At 63.8% G+C, this 22,958-nt stretch carries 22 protein-coding genes; 6 read left to right on the top strand and 16 right to left on the bottom strand.

Annotated features, from left to right (window positions below):
* Positions 1-11: 11 nt before the first annotated feature.
* The 15 genes from rnhB to rpsB all read right to left on the bottom strand — a co-directional run bounded on the left by rnhB (position 12) and on the right by rpsB (position 14,632).
* Complete coding sequence (gene rnhB / locus BMZ48_RS01740) at positions 12-653, bottom strand: ribonuclease HII (protein WP_091530835.1); 642 nt, start codon at positions 651-653, stop codon at positions 12-14.
* A gap of 57 nt (positions 654-710) precedes the next feature.
* A complete protein-coding gene (lpxB, locus tag BMZ48_RS01735) occupies positions 711-1,865 on the bottom strand; it encodes a lipid-A-disaccharide synthase (protein WP_091530831.1) in 1,155 nt (384 codons plus the stop codon).
* 9 nt (positions 1,866-1,874) lie between these two features.
* On the bottom strand, positions 1,875-2,654 hold the full coding sequence (lpxA, locus tag BMZ48_RS01730; RefSeq protein WP_091530827.1) for an acyl-ACP--UDP-N-acetylglucosamine O-acyltransferase: 780 nt from the start codon (positions 2,652-2,654) through the stop codon (positions 1,875-1,877).
* Complete coding sequence (gene fabZ / locus BMZ48_RS01725; RefSeq protein ID WP_091531850.1) at positions 2,654-3,115, bottom strand: 3-hydroxyacyl-ACP dehydratase FabZ; 462 nt, start codon at positions 3,113-3,115, stop codon at positions 2,654-2,656. Before fabZ ends, lpxA begins: the two co-directional genes overlap by 1 nt.
* Entirely contained in the window at positions 3,108-4,169 is a 1,062-nt protein-coding gene (lpxD, locus tag BMZ48_RS01720) for a UDP-3-O-(3-hydroxymyristoyl)glucosamine N-acyltransferase (RefSeq protein ID WP_091530822.1), read from the bottom strand. The genes fabZ and lpxD overlap by 8 nt, the downstream gene beginning before the upstream one ends.
* Before the next feature lie 106 nt (positions 4,170-4,275).
* Entirely contained in the window at positions 4,276-4,788 is a 513-nt protein-coding gene (locus BMZ48_RS01715) for an OmpH/Skp family outer membrane protein (RefSeq protein WP_091530819.1), read from the bottom strand.
* A 44-nt stretch (positions 4,789-4,832) separates the two neighbouring features.
* Positions 4,833-7,136 carry an outer membrane protein assembly factor BamA gene (bamA, locus tag BMZ48_RS01710; protein WP_234981468.1) on the bottom strand — a complete coding sequence of 768 codons (2,304 nt, stop codon included), beginning with the start codon at positions 7,134-7,136 and terminating at the stop codon, positions 4,833-4,835.
* 22 nt (positions 7,137-7,158) lie between these two features.
* Complete coding sequence (rseP, locus tag BMZ48_RS01705) at positions 7,159-8,514, bottom strand: RIP metalloprotease RseP (protein ID WP_091530815.1); 1,356 nt, start codon at positions 8,512-8,514, stop codon at positions 7,159-7,161.
* The gene (gene dxr / locus BMZ48_RS01700) at positions 8,507-9,685 is read right to left on the bottom strand and encodes a 1-deoxy-D-xylulose-5-phosphate reductoisomerase (RefSeq protein WP_091530812.1); all 1,179 of its coding nucleotides are present in this window, start codon (positions 9,683-9,685) and stop codon (positions 8,507-8,509) included. Before dxr ends, rseP begins: the two co-directional genes overlap by 8 nt.
* The gene (locus BMZ48_RS01695) at positions 9,685-10,506 is read right to left on the bottom strand and encodes a phosphatidate cytidylyltransferase (RefSeq protein ID WP_159431044.1); all 822 of its coding nucleotides are present in this window, start codon (positions 10,504-10,506) and stop codon (positions 9,685-9,687) included. Before BMZ48_RS01695 ends, dxr begins: the two co-directional genes overlap by 1 nt.
* A 100-nt stretch (positions 10,507-10,606) precedes the next feature.
* Complete coding sequence (gene uppS / locus BMZ48_RS01690) at positions 10,607-11,326, bottom strand: polyprenyl diphosphate synthase (RefSeq protein WP_091531842.1); 720 nt, start codon at positions 11,324-11,326, stop codon at positions 10,607-10,609.
* A gap of 69 nt (positions 11,327-11,395) precedes the next feature.
* Complete coding sequence (gene frr / locus BMZ48_RS01685; protein ID WP_091530804.1) at positions 11,396-11,959, bottom strand: ribosome recycling factor; 564 nt, start codon at positions 11,957-11,959, stop codon at positions 11,396-11,398.
* A gap of 62 nt (positions 11,960-12,021) precedes the next feature.
* The gene (gene pyrH / locus BMZ48_RS01680; RefSeq protein ID WP_091531836.1) at positions 12,022-12,744 is read right to left on the bottom strand and encodes a UMP kinase; all 723 of its coding nucleotides are present in this window, start codon (positions 12,742-12,744) and stop codon (positions 12,022-12,024) included.
* A 130-nt stretch (positions 12,745-12,874) separates the two neighbouring features.
* On the bottom strand, positions 12,875-13,804 hold the full coding sequence (tsf, locus tag BMZ48_RS01675; RefSeq protein ID WP_091530799.1) for a translation elongation factor Ts: 930 nt from the start codon (positions 13,802-13,804) through the stop codon (positions 12,875-12,877).
* A gap of 3 nt (positions 13,805-13,807) precedes the next feature.
* Positions 13,808-14,632 carry a 30S ribosomal protein S2 gene (gene rpsB / locus BMZ48_RS01670; protein ID WP_091530797.1) on the bottom strand — a complete coding sequence of 275 codons (825 nt, stop codon included), beginning with the start codon at positions 14,630-14,632 and terminating at the stop codon, positions 13,808-13,810.
* 142 nt (positions 14,633-14,774) lie between these two features.
* Here rpsB and map point away from each other — a divergent pair, with 142 nt between their 5' ends.
* The 5 genes from map (at position 14,775) to BMZ48_RS01645 (ending at position 21,397) form a co-directional block, all read left to right on the top strand.
* Positions 14,775-15,602, top strand: a complete 828-nt coding sequence (map, locus tag BMZ48_RS01665) for a type I methionyl aminopeptidase (RefSeq protein WP_301331453.1) — start codon at positions 14,775-14,777, stop codon at positions 15,600-15,602.
* Positions 15,603-15,682: 80 nt separating this feature from the next.
* Entirely contained in the window at positions 15,683-18,361 is a 2,679-nt protein-coding gene (gene glnD, locus BMZ48_RS01660; RefSeq protein WP_091530792.1) for a [protein-PII] uridylyltransferase, read from the top strand.
* A gap of 88 nt (positions 18,362-18,449) precedes the next feature.
* Positions 18,450-19,268 carry a 2,3,4,5-tetrahydropyridine-2,6-dicarboxylate N-succinyltransferase gene (dapD, locus tag BMZ48_RS01655; protein WP_091530789.1) on the top strand — a complete coding sequence of 273 codons (819 nt, stop codon included), beginning with the start codon at positions 18,450-18,452 and terminating at the stop codon, positions 19,266-19,268.
* 12 nt (positions 19,269-19,280) lie between these two features.
* Positions 19,281-20,405: a succinyl-diaminopimelate desuccinylase gene (dapE, locus tag BMZ48_RS01650; protein WP_091531833.1), complete on the top strand. Its 1,125-nt coding sequence runs from the start codon at positions 19,281-19,283 to the stop codon at positions 20,403-20,405.
* Positions 20,402-21,397, top strand: coding sequence for a YheT family hydrolase (locus BMZ48_RS01645; protein WP_091530786.1), 996 nt, complete (start codon positions 20,402-20,404; stop codon positions 21,395-21,397). The genes dapE and BMZ48_RS01645 overlap by 4 nt, the downstream gene beginning before the upstream one ends.
* A 216-nt stretch (positions 21,398-21,613) precedes the next feature.
* On the opposite strand, the gene BMZ48_RS01640 is transcribed toward BMZ48_RS01645, so the two are convergent.
* Positions 21,614-22,627, bottom strand: a complete 1,014-nt coding sequence (locus tag BMZ48_RS01640; RefSeq protein ID WP_091530782.1) for a class I fructose-bisphosphate aldolase — start codon at positions 22,625-22,627, stop codon at positions 21,614-21,616.
* Between the two features lie 244 nt (positions 22,628-22,871).
* Between BMZ48_RS01640 and BMZ48_RS12835 the strand changes: the two genes are divergently transcribed.
* On the top strand, positions 22,872-22,958 hold an 87-nt coding region (locus BMZ48_RS12835; protein WP_143383609.1), incomplete at its 3' end, for a transposase.

Below are 22,958 nucleotides of genomic sequence, written 5' to 3'. Positions count from 1 at the left end.
GGCGACACTCTTTACGCGTTCCCAGCAACGTTGGCGCCGGCAGCCGGAGCGGACGTCGCGCGGTCATCCCCAAGCGGTGGGGCACAAACCTCCAGACGGCCCTGGACTTGCGCAGCGCACGGCGAAAAACTGCGGCGATGGAGCGCACAAGGCCCGAGGCGGCGCAGGGCGGCGAGATGTGCCGGTGTCCCGTACCCCTTGTGCCGGGCAAAGCCATAGCCCGGGTAGTACGCATCGAGCCGGATCAGCTCGCGGTCGCGCGCGACCTTGGCCAGAATGCTCGCCGCCATGATCGCCGGCTCTTGGGCATCACCGCCGACGATCGTGCGTACCGGACAGTCGAGTCGCGGCGCATGCGGTCCGTCAACCCAGGCCTCGCGAGGCATCGACCGCAGTCCGGCAACGGCGCGCTGCATCGCCAGCAGACTCGCCCGCAGAATATCGAACTGGTCGATCTCCTCGACTTCGGCGCGGGCGATCGACCAGTCCAGGGCCGAAGCGCAGATCCGCTCGAACAAAGCCTCGCGCCGCGCGGGCGAGAGCTTCTTCGAATCGTTGATCCCGTCGGGCACCCACGGTCCGAGCACGACGGCCGCGGCATACACCGGGCCGGCGAGACACCCACGCCCGGCTTCATCGATACCCGCAATCATGGTCGTCTCGCTGTCGATGCATGGCCCACGGATTGTAGTCGGCGACACGCAGCCAGCCTATCGGACACCGGCCGCGACCTCGAGGATGGCGTCGGCCGCACGGACGCCGGCGTTGCGACGCAACACCGCGCGCACCGCCGAAAACTGATCGAGCTGACGTTGCCGTGCGGTGGTATCGGCGAGCAACCGTCCGACCTCGTCCGCGAGGCGTCGCGGCTGGGCAGCCGCCTGCAGCAGCTCTGGCACGACGGCTTCGGTGGCCAGCAGATTCGGCAGGCTGACATAGCGCGTCTTGAGCAACCCGAGCCTGAGCAAGAGAAAAGCGGTCAGCGGCGAACCTTGATAGGCGACCACCATCGGCCGGCCCAGCAGCAGGCATTCCAGGGCCGCGGTGCCGGAGGCGAGTAGCACGGCGTCGGCGGCGCGCATCACCATGCGCGATTGGCCGTCGATCAGCCGCCAATCGGCATGCGGGGCGTGCATTGCGACCGCCGCCTCGATACCGGCGCGCAGCGACGGTTTGGCTACTGGAGTGAGAAACTTAAGCTTAGGCATCTGCGCCGCCAACAAGGCGACCGTGCGTGCAAAGGTTGGCGCCAGATAGCGAATCTCGCTGGCGCGGCTGCCTGGCATCACGGCGACCACGGCCGTCTGCGCATCGACACCCAGCGCGACACGCGCCTGCGCGGCGTCGATCGAGTCGTCGAGCTCATCGGCGAGCGGATGACCGATGAAGTCGGCACGCACACCGTGTGCCGCGTACAGCGGCGGCTCGAAAGGAAACAGACACAACATCCGGTCCACCGCGCGCGCGATCGTGTGCACGCGGCCGGCACGCCAGGCCCAGATCGTCGGACTGACGACGTGGACCGTGCGCAGGCCTTGCGCACGCAGACGCATCTCCAGCCCGAGATTGAAATCCGGCGCATCGATGCCGACGACGACGTGCGGCCGGTCGGCAGCCAGCCGGCCGACGAGCTGCCGGCGCAGGCGCACGAGCCGCGGCAGCTCGCGCAATACCTCGGCCAGCCCCATGACCGACAGCGCCTCGATCGACTCGATCGGCTCGCAACCAGCCGCAACCATACGCGCGCCGGCAACGCCGTAGCACTGCGCATCCGGCCGTCTTGCCTTGATCGCGGAGACGATGGCGCCTCCCAGGATGTCACCCGACATCTCGCCGGCGACGAGGGCTACACGCAGGCCACTCATCCTGCCCGCCTAGCGCGACAGCGCGCGCTTGGAGGTCTCGATGAACGCGAGCATGCGCGCGACATGCACCGACTGCCGGGCTTTTTCCTTGAGCTTTTCCTTGACCTCGGCCATCAGCGCGCCGGACAGATAGATCAGCTTGTAGGCGTCCTTGATCTCTTCGATGTCCTGCGCGGTGAAGCCGCGGCGCTCGAGGCCCTTGGTATTGATCCCGCGGGGCCGCGCCGGGTGTCCCTCGGCGATCACGAAGGGCAACAGATCGCGCAGCACGACGGCGCCGCCCCCCGTGAATGCATGCGCACCGATGCGGCAGAACTGGTGCACCAGCGTATAGCCGCCCAGGCCGACCCAGTCCTCGATCGTGACGTGCCCCGCCAGTGTCGTGCCATTGGCCAGGATCGTGTGCGAACCCACCACGCAATCATGCGCGATATGCACCTGCGCCATGATCCAGTTATCGTTGCCGATGCGTGTGACACCCTGCTCCTTGAGCGTGCCGCGCTGAATCGTCACGTACTCGCGGATGGTGTTGCCATCGCCGATCTCGACGCGCGTGGGATCCTCGCGCCGGGCCGTTTTGTCCTGTGATACCTCTCCGAGCGAGGCGAACTGGAAGATTTTGTTGTCGCGACCGATCGTCATCGGGCCACGCAACACCACGTGCGGACCCACCCAGGTATTGACACCGATGCGCACGCCGGCATCGACGATCGAATAAGGACCGATTTCGACACCCTCCTCCAGCTCGGCGCGCGGATCGACGATCGCCGTCGGATGGATATTGGCCATCAGTCACCTCCGACGTTACGTCGGGCGTCCTTGAGCACGCACATCATGTCCGCCGAGCAGGCGAGCTCGCCGTCCACTGTGGCCTGCGCCTTGAATTTCCATAGATCACGCTTGTGCTTATCCAGCTCGACGCGGAACTTGAGTTGGTCGCCGGGCACGACGGGCCGCTTGAACCGGCATTCGTCGATGCCAGCGAAGTAAAGAATGAAACCGGAATCCTTGCGTACGCCGGATTTGCGGATCGCCAGCACCCCACAGGCCTGCGCCATCGCCTCGAGAATGAGCACGCCCGGCATCGTCGGCAACCCCGGGAAATGGCCAGGGAAGTACGGTTCGTTGTACGTGACATTCTTGATGGCCGTGAGCACATTGCCGTCCTGTTCCACGCTGAGCACGCGGTCGATCAAAAGGAACGGATAGCGATGCGGCAGCAGCTCCAGAATCTCGTTGATGTCAAACATCGTCATCGGCTTTTTCTGCGCTTCCCTCAGCAGCAACCACCCCGGCTCTCCGCTCCAACGCTCGTACCCGCTCTTCCAGCCGGCCGAGACGGCGGATGCGCGCAACCGTCCGGCGCCATTCGCGCGCATCGTCGAGCGGCAGGCCAGAGCCGTAAACTCCTTTTTGCGTGATCGAGCCGGTGACCATCGCCCGACCGAGCAGCACGACGTCATCGGCGATCTCGATGTGCCCCGCGATGCCGACCGCCCCGCCGATCATACAGCGCCGTCCGATACGCGTGCTGCCGGCGATGCCGGTGCAGGCAGCGATCGCCGTGTGCGCACCGATGCGACAGTTGTGGGCGATCATGATCAGGTTGTCGAGCCGCACACCATCCTCGATCACCGTGTCCTCGATGGCGCCGCGATCGATACAGGTATTCGCGCCGATCTCGACGTCATCACCGATCACGACTGTCCCGAGCTGCGGCACCTCCTCCCAGCCGTGCGGACCGCGCGCATTGCCAAAACCGCGACCACCGACGACGGCGCCTGGCTGAATCGTGCAGCGGCTGCCGATGCGCACACGCGGACCGACATAAACCGCCGCAACCAGGCGACACGCCGCACCGAGCCGGGCATCGCGACCGATGACGCAGTTCGGGCCAATGAAACTGCCCTCCCCGACGACCGCGCCGCGTTCGATCACCGCACCGGGGCCGACCCAGCATCCACGACCAACGGTGGCATCAGGATCGATATTCGCGCCGGGGTGAACGCCAGGCGTGAAGTCGCGGTCGGGATCGAACAGCCGCGCGATCCGCGCATAAGCAAGATAAGGATCCTGGGCGATCAGGCCCGCAGTCTTGAGCAACGGCGCATCACGCTCGCTGACGATGACCGCGCCGGCGGCGCTCTGCGCCAGTTGGGTACGCAGCCTGGGATTGGCTAAAAAGCTGATGCAATCCGGCCGCCCGGGCAGCAGCGCGCACACACCACTGATGCTCACGCTGCCATCACCGACGAGCCGTAAGCCAAAACGCTCAGCGAGCGTGTGCAAAGCGATCGTCGTCATCCACTGCTGTCCATGATCAGGGCCGATGCCTCATGGAAAAGGCCGGGTGCGAGCATAGCCCATCCCGGCCTTTTACGATCCGCGCCGCACGGCGCGGTGCTGGCATTTACTTTGCGGCCTGCAGGCGCTTGAGCACTTCGTCGGTGATATCGATACCCGGCTCGGCGTAGACCGGATTTTCGATGACGATCGCCGCACCCTTCTCCTTGGCCACCTGCTCAATCACCGCTTTGATCTTGCCCATCATCTCGGTGAAAAGCTGACGCTCGCGGTTGGCGCGCTCTTCCTGGAACTGACGGCTCTTGTACTCGAAGTCGATCTTGCGCGTGTTCAGATCCTTCTCCTTGCGCGCACGATCGGCCGCCGACAGCAGCTCCGCCTCCTTCTGGAAGGCCTTGATGTCTTCGGCGAGCTTCTTGGCTTCGGCTTCGAGGTCGTTGGCGCGGCGCTCGAATTCCTGCTTCATCTTCTCCTGACCCGCCTTGAACTGCGGCGACTGCTGCACCAGTTCGTTGGAGCGGATTGCCGCGATCTTGACGCCTTGCGCCAGTACCGGAGTTGCAACGAGCACCGGTACGGCGATGGCAAGGGCAGCAAACAGGGTCTTGTACATCTTCATCGTCTCTCTCGCGTGATGTCAGTGATACGTGGCTTACGGCTGGATCAGAAACCAGAACCGAAGGTGATCTGGAAACGGTCGGTACGGTCGCCCTCCTTCGCATTGAGCGGGAAGGCGTAGCTGAGGTCGAGCAGCCCCAAGAACGGCGTGAACCAGGAAAACGCGATCCCCGCCGACTGACGCAGCTCACCGAATTCGAAATCCGCCGGCTCGGCGAATACGTTGCCGATATCGAAGAAACCGGACAAGCGCGTGGATTTGCCGTCGCTCTCGATCGGGAGCGGAATAACCAGCTCGGCCTGCGCCGTGGTGCGCAGCTTGCCGCCGAACTCATTGCCGAAAGGTGTGTCGCGCGGCCCCAGCGAGCCGTCACGGTAGCCACGCACGGTGCGCGGCCCGCCGGCAAAGAAATTCTCGTACGGCGGCACGTCGTCGTCATTGCCATAGCCGTCGACGTATCCGACCGAACCGTTGAGCTCGATCACGAAACGGTACGGCAGCGGGACATAGGTCTGCGCACGGTAGCTGGCGTTGAAATACTGCAGATCGCTACCGGGCAGGGCGAGATCGAGCGTGAGTGCATGCAGCGCGCCGCGGGTTGCAAAGAAGGTGCGGTTACGTGAGTCGTAACTGATACCGGTGCGGAACTGGTAGGTCGAAAACCGGGTGCCGTTGCGCACGACGAACTGGAGCACCTCGTCGGAGGTCGTGCCCGGGAATGTCTCCAGCGCCACTTCCTCGAAACCCAGACCCGCACGCAGCGAGACGAATTCGGACAGCGGAATGCCATACGTCAGGTTCGCGCCCAGGATGTTGGAGTTGAATCCCGACGAGAAGCGGATCACCGATTCCGACTCGCGGTAAAACAGCGAGATCGACTGGCTGATCCCGTCGGCAGTGAAATATGGATCGGTCCAGCCCAGGTTAATGCTGCGCGAAATCGTATTGTTCTCGACCGAGGCATCGATGCGATTGCCGGTGCCGAGGAAGTTCGTATGAGTGATCTGGCCGGTGACCAGGAATCCCTGGGCGCCCGAATAACCGACGCCGAACTGTACCGAACCGGGCGGACGTTCCTTGATCTTGAACTGGATGTCGACGAGATCGTCGGAGCCCGGAACCGGTTTGGTCTCGACTTCCGCCTCTTCGATGAACGGCAGGCGCGTCAGGCGCACGCGTGAGCGCTCGACCGCCGACTTGGAGAACGGCGCGGCCTCGAGCTGGCGCATTTCCCGGCGCAAGGTTTCGTCGTTGGTGCCGGTATTGCCGACGAAACTGATCCGGCGTACGTACGCGCGCTTGCCCGGCTCCACGTAATAATTGATGCTGACTTCCTTGTTGACCTCGTCCACTTCCGGAATCGGCGTGACTTCCGCAAAGGCATAGCCGATGTCCGATAGCGCGGCTTCGATGCGGTCGGCAGACTCGGTGGCTTCCTTGCGCGAAAAAATGTCACCGGCGCGTGTCGTCGTCAGTGCCTCGAGGAAACGCTCGTTGAGAATGGTTTCCCCGGAGAAGCGCCGGCTCTTGACCTTGTAGACGTCGCCTTCTTCGACGTTGACGGTGATGTAGATCGACTCTTTTTCGGGCGTCAGCGCGACCTGCACCGAACGGATGTTGAATTTGAGATAGCCGCGATCCTGGTAATAGGACTGCAACTTCTCAAGATCGCCTACCAGTTTCTGCTTGGAGTAGCGATCGGAGCGCTGGAACGGCATCCAGTTCGTCGCCCGCAGTTCGAGCTGCTCCAGCAGTGTCTGGTCGTCGAATACGGTGTTGCCGATGATGTTGATATCCTTGATCTTGGTCACGCGGCCTTCGGTGACCTCGATCTTCAGACTCACGCGGTTGTTGGGTTCTTCCGTGACCTTGGACTCGATCGCGACATCGTAGTAACCGTTCGCGTAGTACTGCCGCCGCAGCTCCTGCTCGACCTGATCGAGCAACTCGCGCCGGAACAGCTCGCCCTCGGCGAGTCCGAGATTTTTCAGAGACTGATTGAGCTCATCCCCGCCGATTTTGTCGTTGCCCTTGATCTCGAAGGAGGAGATCGCAGGACGCTCCTGCACGCGGACCACCAGGGTATTGCCGTCGCGCAGAAGCTGGACGTCCTGGAACAGACCGGAGGCGTAGAGGGCGCGGATCGCCTGCCGTGACGTTGCCGAATTGAGTTGATCGCCGACGGCCAGCGGCAGGTATGTGAGCACCGTGCCGATCTCGAGGCGCTGCAGCCCCTCGGCCCTGATGTCGGCGATGGTAAACGGATCGAACGCGTACGCCCGGGCCGTCAATGCGAAGGCGGCGACCGCACAAGCAATGGCGGTCCTCGGATACTTGAGTCTGCTCACCGGGTTGCGATTCTATGTTCGTTCAATTCAACAGCCGTGCGATGTCGTTGTAAAACGCAAGGCCCATCAGCAGCGCAAGCAAGGTCAGCCCCAGCCGCTGTCCGGCTTCCTGGGCACGCTCCGACACTGGCGAACCTTTCACTGCTTCCACCGCGTAATACAGCAGATGACCACCATCGAGCACCGGAACCGGGAGCAGGTTGAGAACCCCCAGGCTCACGCTCACGATCGCCATGAAGCTCAGGAACGAAACCAGGCCCACCTGTGCGGAGTACCCGGCCACCTGCGCAATCTGGATGGGCCCGCTGACGTTCTTGACGGATACATCGCCCGTCACCATCCGCGCCAGCATGCGCAGCGTCATCCATGACATCTGCCACGTCTGCGTCAGCGCTGCCGGAATTGCCTCGACTGGGCCGAGACGGCTCACGGCGCGCAAATCCTGCCACAAGTCCCCCGGGTTCGCCACGGCCGCACCGAAGCGCCCGATCGAGCGACCCTCGCGCTCGGCGCGGCCAATGATCACCGGCAAGGTCAAGAGCCGGCCCTCGCGGCGCACCTCGACCCGTACCACCTCTCCGGGATGCGCCTGCACCCAGCGCGCCCATTGCTGCCACGATTCGATCGGCGTGCCATCGTAGGCGACGAGTTCGTCGCCCGCGCGAAAACCGGCAGCATCCGCAGCCTCGCCCGGCACGACTTCGGCCAGCACCGGCGGCAGCGACGGCTCCCACGGGCTCAGGCCGATGTCATCGAACAGATGCTCCGGGTCGATACGCACCCGCGACAGATCGAACATCCCCTGCCGCACCGACCCGCCCGGCTCACGCCATTGCAGCACGACCTGCCCCCTGTCGAGCGCATGATCGATCAGCGTGGCCTGCAGCTCCGTCCAGGTGACGACCGGCTCGCCGTCGACAGCGAGCACCTCGGCGCCACCGACAATCCCGGCACGGGCGGCGACGCTATCCGCTGGCGGCGAAGCCAGCAACGGCTTCATGCCTTCGATACCGATGACGTGCACTGCCCAATACAGCACGATGGCCAGCGCGAAATTGAATGCAGGACCGGCAGCGACGATGGCCATGCGTCGCGCCACGCTGGCGTTGTTGAAGGCCAGAGGACGTTCGGATGGCGCAACGGCCTGTTCACGCTCGTCGAGCATTTTCACGTAACCGCCCAGCGGCAAGGCCGATACGACCCACTCGACGCCATCGGCCGAGATCCGCCGCCACAGCGGCGGCCCGAAGCCGATGGAAAAGCGCAGCACCTTCACGCCACAGCGTCGTGCGACCCAGTAGTGCCCGAATTCGTGGAACGCGACCAGCACGCTGATCGCGATGACGAATCCCGCCACCGACCAGATCACATCAAGCATGGATCCATTCTCCTGCCTTGGCGCGCGCCCATGCATCGATCGCGAGAATCGACTCCAGATCGCCGCTGCCGGCCGGCGTGGCAGCAGATGCTTCCAGCGTTTTTTCGATCACCCGCGCAATCCCCGTGTAGGACAACCGCCCATCCAGAAACGCTTGGACAGCGACCTCATTGGCTGCGTTCAATACATTCGGCGCATTGCCGCCGGCTTCGAGCGCGGCGCGCGCAAGACCCAGACAGGGGAAACGCTGCAAATCGGGGCTTTCGAAGCGCAGGCGGCCGACGGTGGCCAGATCCAGACCGCCGACACCCGACTGCCAGCGTTCGGGCCAGGCCAGTGCATGCGCGATCGGCACACGCATGTCGGATGCACCCAGCTGCGCCAGCATCGAACCGTCGAGGTATTCGACGATCGAGTGCACGGCGCTTTCCGGATGAATGACGACATCGATCTGCGCACCCGGCAAGGCATAGAGCACCGACGCCTCGATCAGTTCCAGACCCTTGTTCATCATCGTCGCCGAATCGACCGAGATCTTCGGCCCCATGACCCAGTTGGGATGGCGCACCGCCTGCGCCGGCGTGACCTTATCGAGCGCCTCCAGGGGTGTCTCCCGGAACGGCCCGCCGGATGCCGTCAGAATCAGCCGGCGCACCCCCGCCGGCGCATGGCCGCACCGACTCCCCGCAGGCAGGCACTGGAAAATCGCGTTGTGCTCGGAATCGATGGGAATCAGCGTCGCACCGCAGCGCGCAGCCTCGGCCAGTAGCAGGCTGCCGGCCATCACCAGCGGCTCTTTGTTCGCGATCAGGACACGCTTACCGGCGCGCACGGCCGAGAGCGTCGGCAACAGGCCAGCGGCGCCGACGATCGCACACATCACCTGCTCTGCCTCGGGCAGACTCGCCACCTCGGCGAGTGCATCCGGCCCGGCGAGCACGCGTGTCGGCAGGCCCGATTGCGCAAGCTGCGCCTGGAGTGCGCGCGCCGCCGCCGGGTCGGACAAAACCGCAAACAGCGGCCTGAACTCGGCACACAACTCGAGCATGCCCTGCACGTCACGGTGCGCGGTGAGCGCGCACACCTTGATGCGCTGCGCATTGCGCCGCACGACATCGAGGGTGTTGCGCCCAATGGTGCCGGTGGCACCGAGAACCACGAGACCCTGCATCACAACCCCAGCGATGCCAGACCCAGCGCCATCACCGGCGCGGCGGCGAGGATGCTATCGACACGGTCGAGAATACCGCCGTGACCGGGCAGCACGTGCCCGCTGTCCTTGATCCCGGACAGGCGTTTGAACATGGATTCGACCAGATCGCCGATGATGCTCGCCACCGCCGCCAGCAGCGACAATCCCAGCAGCCACCACACCTGCGTACCCACGACCTCGAAGACATAAATCCCGGCGGTCAGCGACCAGGCCGCACAGAGCAGCAGACCGCCAAGCGCACCTTCGATGGTTTTACCGGGCGAAATCGCCGGAGCCAGCTTGTGCCGTCCGAAACTACGGCCTGCCAGGAAAGCGCCGGTGTCTGCGCAGAACACCAGAAAGAGCACGTACAGCAAGCGCAGTGGGCCATTGGGCTGCGCATGCAACCATGCCAGGGCGAGAATGGTCGAGACGATCAGCAGCAAACCCAGCCCCGCCATGACCGCCACGGGCAGTGGCCGGCGGTGCAAATTGTCCGGAAAACCGCGGAACAACACCGGCGCACATACCCACCAAAGGCAAGCCAGCGCCAGCAGTCCCGGCAGCCAGGCATTGCGCAGGGGGCTGAACCAGCCTGCCACCAGAGCCAGCCCGACGACGGCGACAAACGCAAGCCGCAAAACGCGTGCAGCGAGGTTCATCAAGCCCGTCCACTCCCAGGCCATCAGCAACCCTGCCGCGGCGAATACGCCGTACACCGCACCGGTCGGGGCATACCAGACCAGTCCGAGCAACGGCGGAATCAGCACGAGCGCGGTGATGACGCGCTGGATCAGCACGGATGTTTCCCCACTCGCAGCCCGCAGCACCTGGCCCGTACCGCTGTCGCCGCCAGGTCTTGCACTCTCGCGAAACGGGAACAGCCGGTTGCCATCGGCTTCATGCCGCTTCCGGGACCCGGCCGAAACGCCGCTCGCGGCTGGCGTACCAGTGCAGCGCCGCAGCAAAAGCCGCATCGTCAAAATCCGGCCACAGCACTGGCGAGAAATAGAGCTCGGTGTACGCCAGTTGCCAGAGCAAGAAGTTGCTGATGCGGCTTTCGCCGCCGGTGCGGATCAGCAGATCTGGTGGCGGGATGTCCGCAGTGGAGAGACAGCGCTCCAGACGCTCGGCCGTGATCTCCACACCCTCGGCGGCGAGACGGCGCGCCGCCTGGACGATGTCCCATTGTCCGCCGTATCCCACCGCAACCAGCAGCGTCAACCGGGTGTTGGTGGCCGTCAGTGCCTCGGCGTTGTGCATCGCCGCGCGCAACTCCGGCGGAAAATCCGTGTGGTCGCCGATGAAGCGGATGCGAATCCCGTTGCGGTGCAACGACTGGGTCTCGCGCGACAGGGTCGAGATGAACAGCTGCATCAGCAGCTTGACTTCCAGCTCGGGGCGATGCCAGTTCTCCTGGGAGAAGGCGAACAGGGTCATCACCCTCACCCCGGCCTTGTCGGCGGCGCGCAGAATCTTGCGCACGGCACGCACACCGGCGCGATGCCCGAAGGTCCGCGGCTTGCCCCGCCGCTGCGCCCAACGGCCGTTGCCGTCCATGATGATGGCGACGTGGTAGGGCACGGCCGGCCGGGGTGAGTCGGGAGGGGTATCGGTCATGGTCTTGATCGGTGGCGGTCCACGCAAAGCGGTCGCCCCACAGGGCGGGGAATCTCGGTACTCGGGCGATTACATCGACAGCAGCTCTTTTTCCTTGGCAGCCGCGATCTCGTCGATCTTGGCGACGAACTGGTCGGTCAGTTTCTGGATCTCGGCCTCCCCGCGTTTGACATCGTCGGCGCTGATCTGCTTGTTTTTTTCCAGATCCTTGATCGCCTGATTGGCATCGCGGCGCACGTTGCGCACGGCCACACGCGCGACCTCGGCCTCTTGCCGCACAACCTTGGTCAGATCGCGGCGCCGTTCCTCGGTCAGCGGCGGCATGACGATCCGGATCACGGTGCCGGCCGTGTTTGGCGTCAATCCCAGATCCGAGGTCAGAATCGCCTTCTCGATGGCGCCGACCATGCCCTTGTCCCAGGGCGTGATCGAGATCGTGCGTGCGTCCTCGACCGTCACCGAGGCCGCCTGCGAGATCGGCACCTCGGAGCCGTAGTAATCGACCCGTACATGGTCGAGCAAAGCGGCGTTGGCTCGGCCGGTCCGCAGCTTCATCAGCTCGGCCTTGAGCGTATCGACGCTTTTCTGCATGCGCTTGGTCGCGTCTGCCTTGATACTGTTCACGTCGCTCATGTCAATCCTCTCGTTTGTGGCGGCTTGCGCGGATGGCATCGGCCGTGCCGTCGCCGGCGTATTCAGCCATGCACGCGCGTACCGATGGTCTTGTCGCCCATGACGATGGCCTTGAGTGCACCAGGACGGCCCATGTCGTACACGCACAACCGCACACCGTGGTCGCGACACAACACCATCGCAGTCTGGTCCATGACGCCGAGGCGCTTGGTGAGCGCCTCATCGTAAGTCAGCTCGTCGTATTTGCGGGCATCGGCGTATTTCTTGGGATCGGCGGTATAGATGCCATCGACCTTGGTCGCTTTGAGCATCAGATCGGCATTGATCTCGATCGCGCGCAGAGCTGCGGCCGAGTCAGTGGTGAAGAACGGATTTCCGGTGCCGGCAGCGAAAACCACCACCCGCCCTTTCTCCAGATGACGGACAGCCTTGCGCCGGATGTAATCCTCACAGACCTCGTTGATACGCAGCGCCGATTGCACACGCACCGGCACGCCGACGCGCTCGATGGCATCCTGCAGGGCCAGTCCGTTGATCACCGTCGCCAGCATGCCCATGTGATCGCCAGTGACGCGGTCCATGCCGGCGCGCGCCAGGCCCTCGCCGCGAAAGATGTTGCCCCCGCCGACGACCAGCGCGACCTGCACGCCGGATGCAACGACATCTTTGATCTCGCGCGCCAGAAAGCTCATGACCTCCGGCGAGATACCGAAATCCGAGGTGCCCATCAGCGCCTCGCCGGACAGTTTCAGCAGAATCCTCTGGTAGGCAGGTTTGGCGTCCATCGCGAACGAAAGCTTGGAATTCTCGACACAGCCGGACATTGCGCCGCATGGCGGCGGTAAAGGCCCGCTTAGAACAAGGCCCCGTCGAACGGGGCCTTGGAAACCTCGTGGTGCTGAATCTTACCGCTAATCAGGCCTTGATGCCTGCCTGCGCCATCACTTCAGCGGCAAAGTCACCTTTTTGCTTTTCGATGCCTTCACCGACCTCAAAGCGCACGTAGCGTGCGACCCTGGCGCTGCGGGTCTTGAGCAACTTTTCGACCGTTTCGTCCGGATTCTTGACGAAAGGCTGACCGAGCAAGGTGTTCTCGGCCACGAACTTGCTGACCTTGCCCTCGATCATCTTGGCGAGGATCTCGGCCGGCTTGGGCTTGTACGGCTTGCCGGCTGCTTCGGCGGCGGCCCTGGCCTCGGCCTGCTCCTGGGCGACCTGGGCTTCGACGATGCGCCGCTCGGCCTCCAGTACCTCGGCCGGGACGGAAGCGGCATCCAGATAGGCTGGTTTCATCGCCGCAATGTGCATCGCCAAGTCACGCCCCAGCCCCTCGTCACCCGCGTCCAGGGCCACGATCACACCAATCTTGTCGCCCGGATGCATGTAGGTAACCAGCGGCCCGCCAGCCTTGGTCACGATCGCGAAACGACGGATCGTCATGTTCTCGCCGATACGGGCGATCAGCGCACGGCGGGCCTCGTCGAGCGTCTCGGCGCCGTCTTTGATCCGTGCCAGCTCGTCAACGCTGGCCGGCCGATGCTTGAGAGCGGCCTCGGCGGCGCGCCGCGCCAACGCGCGGAAATCCTCACCCTTGGCGACGAAGTCGGTTTCGCAGTTCAGCTCGACGACGGCAACCGCGTCAGCGCCTGCGGCAAAGGCGAGCACACCCTCGGCCGCCGTCCGGCCCGCTTTCTTGTCCGCCTTGGCTGCGCCGTCCATGCGCAGTTTCTCGGCAGCTTTGTCGAGATCCCCACCGGTGGCCTCAAGCGCCTTCTTGCAATCGCCCATGCCCGCACCGGTACGGTCACGCAGCTCCTTGACCAGCGCTGCAGTGATTTGCGCCATCGCTCATTCCTCCATCTGCTCGGCCGCGCGACGGCTGCTGCGTACTGGTCGGCCATTGTCTGCCTTGCGTCCCGCCGCGCGCGGCTTGCGTGGTGCCGGACGCTCCTCGACGACCTCGACGAACTCCTCGACGCGCCCGGTCGTATTGCTGCCACGACCTTCGATGATGGCATCGGCGATGCACTGCGCATACACCCTGATCGCGCGCGTGGCATCGTCATTGCCGGGAATCACCCAATCGATCAGCGAGGGGTCGTTGTTGGTATCGACGACGGCGATCACCGGAATGCCCAGCTTCTTGGCCTCGGCGACGGCGTTCTTCTCGTATCCGGTATCGATGACGAACAGGCAATCCGGCAGACTGGGCATGTCCTTGATGCCGCCGAGAGACTTGCGCAGTTTTTCCAGTTCACGCTGGAAACGGAGCTGCTCTTTCTTGGTGAGACGGTTGATCGAACCATCCTCGACCTGCTTTTCCATCTCGACCAGACGTTTGACCGAAGCCTTCACGGTCTTGAAATTGGTCAGGGTACCGCCCAACCAGCGCTGGTTGACGTAAGGCATGCCGCAGCGCTTGGCTTCTTCTTCGATGACGTCTCGCGCGGCGCGCTTGGTGCCGACGAAGAGCACACGGCCACCGCTGGCGGCGAGCTTGCCGGCGAAGGAACAGGCGTCCTTGAGCATCGGCAGCGTCTGCTCGAGATTGATGATGTGGATGCGGTTGCGTTCGCCGAAGATGTATTGCTCCATCTTCGGGTTCCAGTAGCGGGTGCGGTGTCCGAAATGAACGCCGGCCTCCAGCAACTGGCGCATGGTGACGTTCGCCATGGAGAACTCCTTGGGTTGTGGCTGACCACGCCCGGTGCGTATCGAAGCAATACGGACCCAAGTGGGGCGTGGATGGATTTCCAAAGACCCGGGCGCTCCCCGGTTTGCCTTTGGAGGGCGCGCTTTATACCATAGCCCCCCTTTGAAAACAACGCGTTCTGCGCACAGCCCGCGCAACCACAGGATGCCAATCACGATCAAAACCGCCGAGGAACAGCAGAAAATGCGCGAGGCGGGCGCGGCGGCGGCCCGGGTGCTCATGATGATCGAGCCTTACGTCCGGCCCGGCGTCAGCACGGAGGAGCTCAACCGCATCTGCCACGATTACATCGTCCATACGCTCGGCGCCATCCCGGCACCGCTCAATTACGGTGCCGCGCCCGGACGGCCACCGTTTCCCAAATCCATCTGCACTTCGGTCAACCACGTCGTCTGCCATGGTATTCCCGGCCCCAAGGTCTTGAAGAAGGGCGACATCGTCAATATCGACGTGACCGTCATCAAAGACGGCTTCCACGGCGATACCAGCCGCATGTTCTATGTCGGCGAACCGAGCATCCTCGCCCGCCGGCTGTGCGAGACGACCCGCGAAGCGATGATCGAAGGCATCAAGATGGTGCGGCCGGGTGCGCGGCTGGGCGACATCGGTCATGCGATCCAGCGTTACGCGGAATTGCGCGGGTTCTCCGTCGTACGCGAGTACTGCGGACATGGGATCGGCCGGGTCTTCCATGAAGATCCGCAGGTGCTGCACTACGGCAAGCCTGGCACGGGTCTTGAATTGCAACCCGGCATGACATTCACGATCGAACCGATGATCAACGCCGGCAGACCCGAGGTGAAGCTGCTGCCGGATGGCTGGACCGTCGTGACCAAGGATCATTCCCTGTCCGCACAGTGGGAGCACACTGTCCTGGTCACCGAAACGGGTTATGAGATCCTGACGCTGCGCAACGGCGAAAAGGTGTAAGCCGTAAGAGCGGAGGAACTGTCATGATCCACATCACGTCACGGCACCCTGCATGCCCGATCTCTTAAGCCTGACCGACGATGGGTGCCGAAATCGATCTGGCTGAAGAAGAAGCCGCCACCATTTTCAGCGCGCCCCGCATCCGCTCGCGTCTGGCCCAGGGTGGATATGCGGTCGATGCATTCCGCGAGACGCTGCGCTGGGGTCGGGACCGCCTCTATGGCCTGTTCACCGATGGCATGCCGGCCGACTCACTGGTCCACGCGCGGGCGCATCTCGTGGACGAGGTCCTGCGTGCGGCCTGGCACAAGTTCCTGCCCGGAGTGAGCGAGGGGCTCGCGCTGGTGGCCGTCGGTGGCTATGGCCGCGGCGAGCTGCTACCGCATTCCGACATCGACATTCTGCTGCTGCACAGCGGGGATACGCTGGAGCAGCAGCGCAAGGCGCTGGAAGGCTTGACCGCGTTCTGCTGGGACATTGGCCTCGAGGTGGGACAGAGCGCGCGCACCGTCGAAGAATGCGTCGCCGAGGCGGCCAAAGACATCACCGTCATGACCAACTTGCTCGAGGCGCGACTGCTGACCGGCGATATCGCCCTTTTCCAGCGGATGCAGCAAGCGCTGACGCCCGACAAGATCTGGCCGGTCAAGGCTTTCTTCGAAGCCAAGAAAGCCGAGCAGACCGCCCGCCACCGCAAGTACGACGACACTGGCTACAAGCTCGAACCCAACGTCAAGGAAAGCCCTGGTGGTCTGCGGGACATCCACACCATCGCCTGGGTGATGAAGCGCCATTTCGGCGCGCAAACGCTCGCCGAACTGCGTGAGCGGGGCTTTCTCACCAAACAGGAGTGCGACGAGCTGTTCGCCGGCCAGGATTTCCTGTGGCGTGTGCGCTTTGCACTGCACATGATCAACGGCCGGCGCGAGGACCGCCTGCTGTTCGACAGTCAGGTCAAGGTGGCGCAGCTGTTCGGCTATGTCGACACCGATGCCAACAAGGCGGTCGAACAGTTCATGCAACTGTATTACCGGACAATCAAGACCCTCTCCTGCCTCAACGACATGCTCCTGCAGTTGTTCGAGGAGGCGATTCTGCGTCCGGATTCCGGTGAACCCGAGCCGCTCAATCCTCGTTTCCAGATCCGCAACGGCTATATCGAAGCGCGCGATGACGAGGTCTTCCGCAGACAGCCCTGGGCGCTGCTCGAGATCTTCCTGCTGCTGCAGCAGCATCCACGCATCGAAGGCATCCGCGCGCAGACGCTGCGCATGATCCTGCGTGACGGCAAATACATGACCGACGAAGTGCGCGCCTCCGTGAAAGCGCGCGCCCTGTTCATGGAGATGTTCCGCGAAGGTCGCGGCCTGACCCGCAATCTCCGGCGCATGAACCGCTACGGCGTGCTTGGTCGCTATCTGCCGGCGTTCGGACGCATCGTCGGCCTGATGCAGTACGACCTCTTCCATACCCTGACCGTCGATGAGCACATCCTCTACGTCGTGCGCAATGCCCGCCGTTTTGCGATGCAGCGCTTCCGCCACGAGCTGCCGTTCTGCAGCGAGGTGATGCAGCGGCTACCCAAGCCGGAACTGCTTTACCTGGCGGCTTTCTGGCACGACATGGCCAAGGGCCGCAAAGGTGATCACTCGCAAATCGGGGCAGAAGAAGCCGAGCAGTTCTGTCTCCAGCATGGTCTGTCGCACACCGACGCTGCCCTGGTCGGCTGGCTCGTGCAAAACCATCTGCTGATGTCGCTGACCGCACAAAAGCAGGACATCAGCGATGCGCGCGTCGTCGCCGAATTCGCGCGCAAGGTCGGCACACGCACGCGACTCGATTACCTGTTCCTGCTCACCTGTGCCGACATCCGCGGCACCAATCCGGCACTGTGGAATTCCTGGCGCGAAGCCCTGCTCAAGGATCTCTACCGCCAAAGCGTCCGCGTACTTGAAGACGGCATCGACCAGCAAACCCTCGAGCAGGAACGAGCCGCCGAAACCCGCCAGCGTGCACTCGAGCTGCTCGAAGCCCGCGGGGTCGCGCGCGACACCGCAGAGCGCGTCTGGCAGCGCTTCGAGCGAGACTATTTCCTGCGCCACACGCCGGAGGAACTGGCGTGGCAACTGCCGGCGATCGCCACTGCGACCGACGATACCCTGCCGCTGGTCATGGTCGAGTCGGTCGATGAGCGCGGCACGACGGTCTTTGTGTACACACGCGACCGCGACCATCTGTTCGGCCTGACCACGGGGGTACTCGCGCGCCTGGGGCTCAACATCCTCGATGCACGCCTGCACACGACGGACGACGGTTTCGTGCTCGACTCTTATACCGTCATGGAGAGCGACAACGCCCCGATTGTCTCGCCCATGCGCTACGCCGAGATCCGTGATGCTCTGCGCAAGGTGCTCAGCGATCCGGAGGTCTCCACGATCGACGTCAACCGTCGCATGCCGCAGCGCCTCAAGCATTTCGACACACCGACGCAGGTGTATTTCAGCCAGGACCAGGCCCGCGGCCGCACCGTCCTAGAGCTCGTCACCGCAGACCAGCCGGGACTGTTGTCGCTGATCGGCCGGGTGTTCCAGAAACGCGGCATCCTGCTCGACGCCGCCAAGATCGCCACGATCGGCGAACGTGCCGAGGACGTGTTCTACATCACCGACCGCATGCACCGGCCGATCACCGATGAACGCGTGCTCGACGAGTTGCGCGAGGTGCTGGTGCGCACGCTCGACCGGCGCGAAACCGCTTAAAATCACGCGCCTCATCCACGATGCGGCCACGGCCATCGGCGCCGGCGCGCGGCCTTGCGCAAACCCATCCACAGATGCCTCAAGACCCATGACCACCGAAGCACTGCAGCGCCAGATCGAATCCGCCTGGGAGATGCGCGAGACGCTCGACAAGAGCGACGAGCGCGTGCGTAGCGCCGTCGCTGCTGCCATCGATCTTCTCGACAGCGGCCAGGCCCGTGTCGCCGAGCCGACCGCGGGCGGCTGGCAGGTCAACGAGTGGTTGAAAAAAGCAGTCCTGCTTTACTTTCGCCTACACGACAACCAGCCGGTGGCAATGGGCCAGCTCGCCGGCTACGACAAGGTGCCGCTGAAGTTCGACGGTTGGACCGAGGCGCAGTTCCGCGCCCAGGGCGCACGCATCGTCCCACCGGCGGCGGTGCGCAGGGGCGCGTATATCGCGCCGAACGCAATCCTGATGCCTTCTTACGTGAACATCGGCGCCTACGTCGGCCCGGGCACGATGGTCGACACCTGGGCAACGGTCGGCTCCTGTGCTCAGATCGGCGCGAATTGCCATCTCTCCGGTGGTGTCGGTATCGGCGGGGTGCTCGAACCACTGCAAGCCAACCCCACCATCATCGAGGATGATTGCTTCATCGGCGCCCGTTCGGAAATCGTCGAGGGTGTGATCGTCGAAAAAGGATCGGTGATCTCGATGGGTGTCTTCATCGGTCAATCGACCCCGATCTACGACCGCGACAATGACCGCATCCTCTACGGCCGCGTGCCAGCGGGCAGTGTCGTCGTCGCCGGCTCGCTGACCAAGAGCGAGCGCTACGGCCTGAACTGCGCGGTAATCGTCAAGCGTGTCGATGCACAGACCCGCAAGAAAGTCGGCATCAATGCGCTGCTGCGCGATCTGTGAACCGTGACCCCCATCGCCAACCCTGTCCTCGAACTCACCCGGGCGCTGATCAAGCGGCGCTCGCTGACGCCCGACGATGCCGGCTGTTGCGAACTGATCGCAGAACGTCTGCGTGGCTTGGGCTTCACGCTCGAATACATCGACGCCGGTGGGGTCACCAATCTGTGGGCGACGCGGGGCTGCGGCGCACCGATGCTGATCCTCGCCGGCCACACCGACGTGGTGCCCACCGGTCCGCTCGAAGATTGGGACAGCGACCCTTTCGAACCCACGATCCGCAACGGCCTGCTCTATGGCCGCGGGGCGGCCGACATGAAATCCGGCCTTGCAGCGATGGTCTGCGCCGCCGAGCGTTTCCTTGCACGGCGTGAGCCCAGGGGCACGCTCGCCTTTCTGATCACCAGCGACGAGGAGGGGGCTGCCCGCCATGGCACCCGTCACGCCGTCGAGGTGCTCAGATCGCGCGGCATCAGACCCCACTATGCGATCGTCGGAGAGGCAACCGCAGCCGCGCGGCTGGGAGACCGCATCGTCATCGGCCGGCGCGGCTCGCTCGGTTGCAATCTCAGAGTCCTCGGCAGGCAAGGTCACGTCGCCTACCCGGACAAGGCGGACAATCCCATTCACCGGCTCGCGCCTGCACTGGCCGAACTGGTCGCCACACGCTGGGACGAGGGTAACGCACACTTCCCGCCGACTTCGTTTCAGATTTCCAACCTGCACAGCGGCACTGGCGCCAACAACGTCATTCCCGGTCACGCCGATCTGATTTTCAATTTCCGCTTCTGCACCGAGTCGACTGCGGAGGATCTGAAAACCCGCGTCACCGAGATTCTGAACCGGCATGGCCTGCGCTATGAAGCCGACTGGTGGCTGTCCGGTGAACCCTTCCTCACCCGCGACGGCGAGCTGATCCAGGCAGCCCAGGCAAGCATCGCCGACATTACGGGGCAGACCCCCACATTGTTCACTGGCGGCGGCACCTCCGATGCCCGCTTTCTCGCCGCCTGGGGCGCCCAAACAGTCGAGATCGGCCCGGTCAATGACTCCATCCACAAGGTCAATGAACACGTCGCCATCGCCGACTTGATGCCCCTGTCGATGATCTACGAGCGCATCCTGGACCGATTGCTGTGATCAACGCGCCCGACTTTCGCCCCACCCCGCTGATCCGTCACGCGCACATCCAATCGGTGCTGGCCACCAAGAGCCCGCGCCGCCGACGCTGGCTTGCAGCCGGCAACCGTATGGAGGCGCGCGCCACGTACCACATCCTCGATGCCGGCGATGGCGTGCGCCTGACGGGGTTTTTGTCCACGCAGGATCGGCGCGAAGCTCGCGGACTGGTCGTACTGATCCACGGCTGGGAGGGCTGCCATGACTCGGCCTACCTCTACTCGATGGCCTGCGCGCTGTTCGCCGGCGGCTACGACGTGTTCCGCCTCAATCTGCGTGATCACGGCGGCACGCACCATCTCAACCGCGAAGTCTTCCATTCGGCGCGAATCAAAGAAGTGCTCGGCGCAATCGCTGCCGTACAAAGGCTCGACCCTGGATTGCCGCTGTCGGTGGTTGGTTTTTCGCTGGGCGGGAATTTCGCGCTACGCGTCGGAATCCACGGCCCTGCCGCCGGAATCAGGCCGCGGCTGTCGATCGGCATCTGCCCATCGATCAATCCGCGCGCAACGATCACGGCAATCGACCACGGCCCGCTGCTCTTCCGCTGGTATTTCATGGACAAATGGCGCAAGACGGTAAAGGCCAAGGCCGCAGCCTGGCCGGAATACCAGGCCAGTGCACGGGCCTATCTCAGAATGAAGCGCTTGCTCGACATCACCGCGCGCTTTGCCGAGGAACAGACCGAATACGGCGCGATGGATGCCTATCTGGCTGCCTATACGCTGACACCCGACCACATCCTCGATGCAGCCTCGCCGCTGGCCATCATCACCGCGGCGGACGATCCCGTGGTTCCGGTTGCGGATTTCCGCGGTCTTGCGCCCACCGGCGCGCTGCGTGCACTCGACATCACCGCATACGGCGGTCATTGCGGCTTTATCGAAAATCTGCGCCTGCAGAGCTGGGCCGAGCGGCGGGTGCTCGATCTGCTCGCGCGCGCTTCGGCTTAGAGCCAATCGAACGCCGAAAAACCCACAGCGGTGCGAACGGCCGCTTCATGCGGCGCGGATTCCCCCGCCCCCGGCAGACCGCCAGTCACGGCGCAGCGGTCACCCGACCAACCGGCCCATCGTGACAACGCAACCCGCTTCGCGGACATGATTCGCGGACATGAAAAACCGCCCGGGGCCGGAAAGCCGCGGGCGGTTTTTAGATGCGGCACTGACTCAGGCGGCCTTTTCCAGCGCGGGATCCCACTTGCCCGCGGCCGCGAGCCCATTCATCCGCGCACGGTGCAGATGCGCCTTCCTGCCGGCCTCGACGTTGTGCCCCCCCCAGGCCTTGAGCGCCGCTGCCTGCAGCGCGCGACCGTAGGAGAAGGTCAATCGCCACGGCAGCGGCCCCATCTTGTTCATCAGGTCGAGATGCGCTGTCGCGTCCTCGTCCGACTGCCCGCCGGAGAGAAAAGCGATACCCGGGACCGCTGCCGGCACATATCGCTTGAGCGTACGCAACGTGGCCTCGGCGACCGTCCGGCGATCGGCCTGCACCGGACACTTCTTGCCGGAAACAACCATGTTCGGCTTGAGCACCATGCCCTCGAGCAGAATCCTCTGGCGGCGCAGTTCGTCGAACACCGCCTCGAGCGTGCGTCCGGTCACTGCCTCGCAGACCTCGATCGTGTTGTCGGCATCCATCAAGACTTCAGGCTCGACGATCGGCACGATGTCGGCTTCCTGGCACAGCGCGGCGTAGCGCGCCAGCGCATGGGCATTGGTGTGGATACAGTAGTCAGTCGGGATCCCGTCACCGATCGTGATCACCGCACGCCATTTGGCGAAACGCGCACCCGCCTCCTTGTACTTGACTAGGCGCTCGCGCAAACCATCCAGACCCTCGGTGATCAACTCATTGGGCGAGCCCGCCAGCGGCTTGGTTCCCTTATCGACCTTGATGCCGGGAATCACGCCCTTATCCGCCAGCAGCTTCGGGAACGGCGTACCGTCGAGCGCGGACTGGAACAAGGTCTCCTCGAACAGAATCACACCGCTGGTGTACTGCTCGAAACCCGGGGTGGTGAACAGCATGTCACGGTAGGCCCGTCGATTGGGCTCCGTGTTCTCCACTCCGATGCTCCTGAAACGCTTCTCGATCGTTCCAGTGCTCTCATCCGCTGCCAGAATCCCACGCCCTTCTGCCACCATTGCCTGGGCGGTCTGGATCAATACCTGCTCGTTCATCGCTTTGTCGCTCCGCGCTACTGCTCTACAAGGGTTGGATCTCTCCGCACAAGGGCCGGATTTTAGCGGAACACCCCCTTACGGTCAGCCCAAGATCTGGGCCATTTGAGTAAAATCCGGGCCCGCCGCCTCAAGATCAGCCGGCGCAAAGCAGCAGAAGAACCGGCATTGCGGCCCGACGTCCCCCCTCATTTGAGTAGCACCGCGATCTGGAGTCCAATCCCCATCGACAAGGAGATTGGACGTGAAGAAGCGGTTTACCGAAGAACAGATCATCGGCTTTCTGCGTGAGGCCGAGGCTGGCGTGGCGGTCAAGGACCTGTGCCGCCGG

It is taken from the genome of Fontimonas thermophila, from assembly GCF_900113085.1.
GTDB lineage: Bacteria > Pseudomonadota > Gammaproteobacteria > Nevskiales > Nevskiaceae > Solimonas > Solimonas thermophila.
This window is presented reverse-complemented; position numbering and strand designations above follow the sequence as displayed.